This is a genomic window from Pseudomonas sp. R62 (genome assembly GCF_000257605.1).
Taxonomy (GTDB): Bacteria; Pseudomonadota; Gammaproteobacteria; order Pseudomonadales; family Pseudomonadaceae; genus Aquipseudomonas; species Aquipseudomonas atacamensis.
Genome location: NZ_AHZM01000805.1, coordinates 1 through 4,774 on the forward strand (window position 1 = coordinate 1; position 4,774 = coordinate 4,774).

Below are 4,774 nucleotides of genomic sequence, written 5' to 3' on the forward strand. Positions count from 1 at the left end.
CGCACATTGATAGCCGGGTTTGCTCAGTTGTTCCTCGAGAACCTGGGCGGCATTGGTCTTGGCTATCAGCCGGGTTTCGAAATCCAGGCCCGGCGACATGTCCCAGTAGGCGTGGCTGGGCCGTGCATAGCAATAGATGCAGCCGTGTTCGCAGCCGCGATAGGGATTGAGCGAACGGTCGAAGGGCAGATCCGGCGAGGTGTTGCGGCTGATGATCGATTTGGCCTTCTCGATGATCACTTCGGTGTTTTGCGTCTCTGGCACTTCCTGATACCAGCCATCGTCCTCGGCCACCGAACGACTGGGGGCAAAGCGGTTGTGCGGGTTGGTTGCGGTGCCGCGACCGCGAGGTGGCAATGGAGTAGACATGAAAACGCCCCGATACTGTATATGCGCACAGTATCGGGGCGATCCTCATCTGGCTAGTGCCGTCGGGCGAGTGGTCAGTTGTGTTGCGTCACTTGGCCCAGATCGTCACCGGAGGTCTGCTTCATATCCTCCGTACGTAACTCGGCAACATCGGCAGCTTTCACCGGCGCACCCTTGTTGCCCCAGCTGCCACGAATGAAGCTCACCACATCCGCGACTTCCTGATCCGACAGGCGCCAGGCGAAACCGGGCATGGTGAAGCTCGATGGCGCGGTGTGCGTTGCCGGCAAAGTCCCGCCCTTGAGCACGATATGAATCAGCGAGGTCGGGTCATCCGTCTGCAGCACCGGATTGCCCGCCAGCGCCGGGAACACCCGGGTGTAGCCATGGCCATCGGTACGGTGGCAGGCCGCGCAGTTGTCGATGTACACCGACGCGCCGCGTTGGCTGTCGTCACCGTTCCACAGCGCTTTGGCCACTTTCTGGTCGTACTGATGCGGCTGATCCGCCGGGTCATTGGCCGGCAGTGATTTGAGATAGCGGGCAATCGCGGTGAGGTCGGCGTCGCTCATGTATTGCATGCTGTGGGTGACCACATCACTCATGCCGCCGAATACTGCGCTGCGATCACTGCGCCCGGTCTTGAGAAACTGCACCAGTTGTTCTTCGCTCGTTCCCACGCTCTGCGTGGGAATGCCTCAACGGACGCTCCGCGTTCGGCTATTGGATGGGACGCAGAGCGTCCCGGGCTGCGTTCCCACGCAGAGCGTGGGAACGATCACGGTGCGGCTAGCGCCAGATCAAAAAACGCCTGAATCAAGCGCAACTCGCGCCGGCGCTCCATGCAGCCAATCATGTGCCGGTTCACCAGTCCTTCCCCGGCGATCGGGATCGCCACCACGCGCGGGTCATGACTGACCTCCACCGATGACACCACACCGACCCCCAACTCGGCCGCGACCGCTTCGGTCACCGCCTCGCGACTGTCCAGCTCCAGCAACACCCGCGGCTGAATCGACGCCTGCATACACGCCTGGTCAAACGTGCGCCGGGTAATCGAAGTCGGCTCGCGCAGGACCATGATCACTTGGTCCAGCTCCTTGAGCTTCACTTCCCCGGAGCGATTCGCCCAGCGATGCCCCGCCGGCACCAGCGCGCAGATCCGCGATTCGCTCAGCGCTTGCAGATGCAGGCCCTTGCGCGGCTCGACCTCGGTCAGCACCGCGACATCGGCGTGTTCCGACAACAGCGCCGCCAAGGTTTCCTGCGCGTTGCCCAGACGCAGGTTGACAGTGATGCCCGGATAGCGTGCGCGCAGGCTTGCCAGCATCGGCATGACCATGTGCGGCCCATCCGCCGCCACCTCCAGACGCCCGGTCAGTAACTGCCGATTGGCCTCGAGCAGCGTCTGCGCTTCTTCCGCCAGGCCGAACATGGCGCGGGTGATCGCTGCCAGTTTGGTGCCCTCCTCGGTCAGTTCCACCCGTCGCGCGGTACGCCGCAGCAAAGTGATCTGGTAATGCTCTTCCAGTGCCTTGATGTGTCCGGTGACTGCCGGCTGGCTGATGAACAACCGCGCAGCCGCGCGGGTGAAGCTGCCTTCGCGGGCCACGGCATCGAAGGCGCGCAGCTGAAACAGATTCATGGATAACCCTCACTGATGGCTGGCATAACAACAAACAATTTGATTGATGCAACGGCTAATTGCAACTTAGGCCCCGTAGCTTCATCCCACAGCGTTTTCGCGAGGACACACGAATGAGTACCGCCGCACCGATTCTGCTCACTCCCGGCCCGTTGACCACTTCGGCCCGCACCCGTCAGGCCATGATGGTCGACTGGGGTTCGTGGGATGACCGCTTCAACCAGCTGACCGCCAGCCTGTGCGAGCAATTGCTGGCCATCCTCAACGGCGCCGCCAGCCACCATTGCGTACCGTTACAGGGCAGCGGCACCTTTGCCGTCGAAGCGGCGATCGGCACGCTGGTACCGCGCGACGGCAAAATCCTCGTGCTGATCAATGGCGCGTATGGCAAGCGTCTGGCGAAGATCTGCGAAGTGCTCGGCCGCTCGTTCAGCACCTTCGAAACCGCCGAAGACGAACCGACCACCGCCGCCGACGTCGACCGCTTGCTGCGCGCCGACGCTGACATCACCCACGTGGCGCTGATCCACTGCGAAACCAGCACCGGCATTCTCAATCCGCTGGCAGAAATCGCCGAGGTCGTCGCGCAACACGGCAAACGCCTGATCATCGACGCCATGAGCTCCTTCGGCGCATTGCCCGTGGATGCGCAAAAAGTACCGTTCGACGCGCTGATCGCCGCCTCCGGCAAATGCCTGGAAGGCGTACCGGGGATGGGTTTTGTCTTCGCCCGCAAGGAATCGCTGGCCGCCGCGGCTGGCAACTCGCACTCGCTGGCGATGGACCTGTACGACCAGCACGCCTACATGATGAAAACCGGGCAATGGCGCTTCACCCCGCCCACCCATGTGGTCGCGGCGCTGCACGAAGCGCTACTGCAATACAGCGAAGAAGGCGGTCTGCCGGCGCGGCATGCGTGTTATGCGGCCAACTGTCAGGCGCTGATGGAAGAGATGAACAAGCTCGGCTTGCGCAGCTTCCTGCCGGCGGCGATTCAGGCGCCGATCATCGCCACGTTCCATGCCCCGCAGGATCCGCGCTACCAGTTCAAGGACTTCTATGAGCGGGTCAAGGCCAAGGGTTACATCCTCTACCCCGGCAAACTGACCCAGGTCGAAACTTTCCGCGTCGGCTGCATCGGCCACGTCACCCCGGACGAAATGCGCCAGGCCGTAGCAGCAGTGGGTGAAGTGCTGCGCGAAATGGAAGTGCTCGGCATCTGAGCCTCACCATAAATCCCCTGTGGGAGCGAGCCTGCTCGCGAAAGCGTCGTCTTAGGCGACACATAGGCTGATGTCAGACCGCTTTCGCGAGCAGGCTCGCTCCCACATTTTGATCTCATATTCAAATCAGGAATTCACGCCATGAACTACACCAATCCAAGCAAGCTGCAAGCCGCGATCCTCGACTGGGCCGGTACCGTGGTCGATTTCGGCTCGTTCGCGCCGACGCAGATCTTCGTCGAAGCCTTCGCCGAGTTCGATGTGCAGGTGTCGATTGAAGAGGCCCGTGGGCCGATGGGCATGGGCAAGTGGGACCACATCCGCACCCTCTGTGATCAGCCGCAAGTGGCCGAGCGTTATCGCAAGGTATTCGGTCGCACGCCGACCGACGATGATGTTACCGCTATCTACAACCGCTTCATGCCGCTGCAGATCGAGAAAATCGCCGAGCACTCGGCCCTGATTCCCGGCGCGCTGGACGCCATCGCCCAACTGCGCGCGCAAGGCATCAAGATCGGTTCCTGCTCCGGCTACCCGAAAGCAGTCATGGACAAAGTCGTCGAACTCGCCGCCAGCAACGGCTACGTCGCCGACCACGTGGTCGCGACCGACGAAGTGCCCAACGGTCGTCCATGGCCGGCGCAGGCGTTGGCCAACGTGATCGCTCTGGGCATCGACGATGTTGCAGCGTGCGTGAAGATCGACGACACCGTGCCGGGCATTCTCGAAGGTCGCCGGGCCGGCATGTGGACGGTTGCGCTGATTTGCTCGGGCAACGCGTTGGGTCTGGACTATGAAGGTTTCCGCGCGTTGGGCAGCGATGAACTCGCCAGTGAGCGCAAGCGCATCCACGCGCTGTTCGCAGATTCGCGGCCGCATTACATGATCGACACTATCAGCGATTTGCCGGAAGTCATCGCCGACATCAACAAGCGTCTGGCCAACGGGGAGATGCCGCAAAACGCTTGAGGCTGGAAAACTAAAACACCGCTGATTGCAATCAGCGGTGTTTTTTTTGCACTGTCTTGAGTAAAGACATCGCTTGATTATGACTTATTCGGAAATAAGGTTACCTTGCGCATCGTACGCAAGACCATCGGGATGTTTAACACTTCCGTCCGGCAATTGTTCAGTTCCATCTTCCCAGACAATACGGCCATCCGGATATTCAACGGTATTATCCGGCCAGACGATTCGCCCGTCCGGATACTCTACCCGGCCGTCTTCATATTGAATGATACCGTCGGGACGCTTGATCGAAGTTTTATCTACAGCGACTACGCTGCCGTCAGGCAGTGTGGTGGAGCCATCGACATTGACTTTCGCACCAATTGTTTGAATCAGCGTTATCAAGGCCACAGGATCGATGTTGATGTTAAGGGTCGGCCATGGCATTGGCGGACGCTTGGTGTCAACCGGCGCCACTGGTTTGGTTGGCGCTACCGGCTTGGTCGGCGCTACCGGCTTGGTCGGCGCTACTGGCTTGGTTGGCGCCACTGGCTTGGTCGGCGCTACTGGCTTGGTTGGCGTCACTGGC

3 protein-coding genes and 3 pseudogenes are annotated in these 4,774 nt (G+C 61.0%); 2 read left to right on the top strand and 4 right to left on the bottom strand.

Features of this window, described 5'->3' with window-relative positions; genetic code table 11:
* The 3 genes and pseudogenes from OQK_RS00005 to OQK_RS00015 form a co-directional block, all read right to left on the bottom strand.
* Positions 1-369, bottom strand: a pseudogene (locus OQK_RS00005) (PA0069 family radical SAM protein); the annotation flags it as partial.
* A gap of 74 nt (positions 370-443) precedes the next feature.
* Positions 444-1,040, bottom strand: a pseudogene (locus OQK_RS00010) (c-type cytochrome); the annotation flags it as partial.
* A 107-nt stretch (positions 1,041-1,147) separates the two neighbouring features.
* A complete protein-coding gene (locus OQK_RS00015) occupies positions 1,148-2,014 on the bottom strand; it encodes a LysR substrate-binding domain-containing protein (protein WP_016770549.1) in 867 nt (288 codons plus the stop codon).
* Positions 2,015-2,127: 113 nt separating this feature from the next.
* Between OQK_RS00015 and OQK_RS00020 the strand changes: the two genes are divergently transcribed.
* Positions 2,128-3,237, top strand: coding sequence for a 2-aminoethylphosphonate--pyruvate transaminase (locus tag OQK_RS00020; RefSeq protein WP_016770550.1), 1,110 nt, complete (start codon positions 2,128-2,130; stop codon positions 3,235-3,237).
* 141 nt (positions 3,238-3,378) lie between these two features.
* Positions 3,379-4,206, top strand: coding sequence for a phosphonoacetaldehyde hydrolase (phnX, locus tag OQK_RS00025; RefSeq protein WP_016770551.1), 828 nt, complete (start codon positions 3,379-3,381; stop codon positions 4,204-4,206).
* Between the two features lie 84 nt (positions 4,207-4,290).
* On the opposite strand, the pseudogene OQK_RS00030 reads toward phnX, so the two are convergent.
* A pseudogene (locus tag OQK_RS00030) lies at positions 4,291-4,774 on the bottom strand (hypothetical protein); the annotation flags it as partial.

Coding starts and splice junctions, on each gene's coding strand:
- OQK_RS00015 (WP_016770549.1), bottom strand. CDS start 2,014: ATGAATCTGTTTCAGCTGCGCGCCTTCGATGCCGTGGCCCGCGAAGGC.
- OQK_RS00020 (WP_016770550.1), top strand. CDS start 2,128: ATGAGTACCGCCGCACCGATTCTGCTCACTCCCGGCCCGTTGACCACT.
- phnX (WP_016770551.1), top strand. CDS start 3,379: ATGAACTACACCAATCCAAGCAAGCTGCAAGCCGCGATCCTCGACTGG.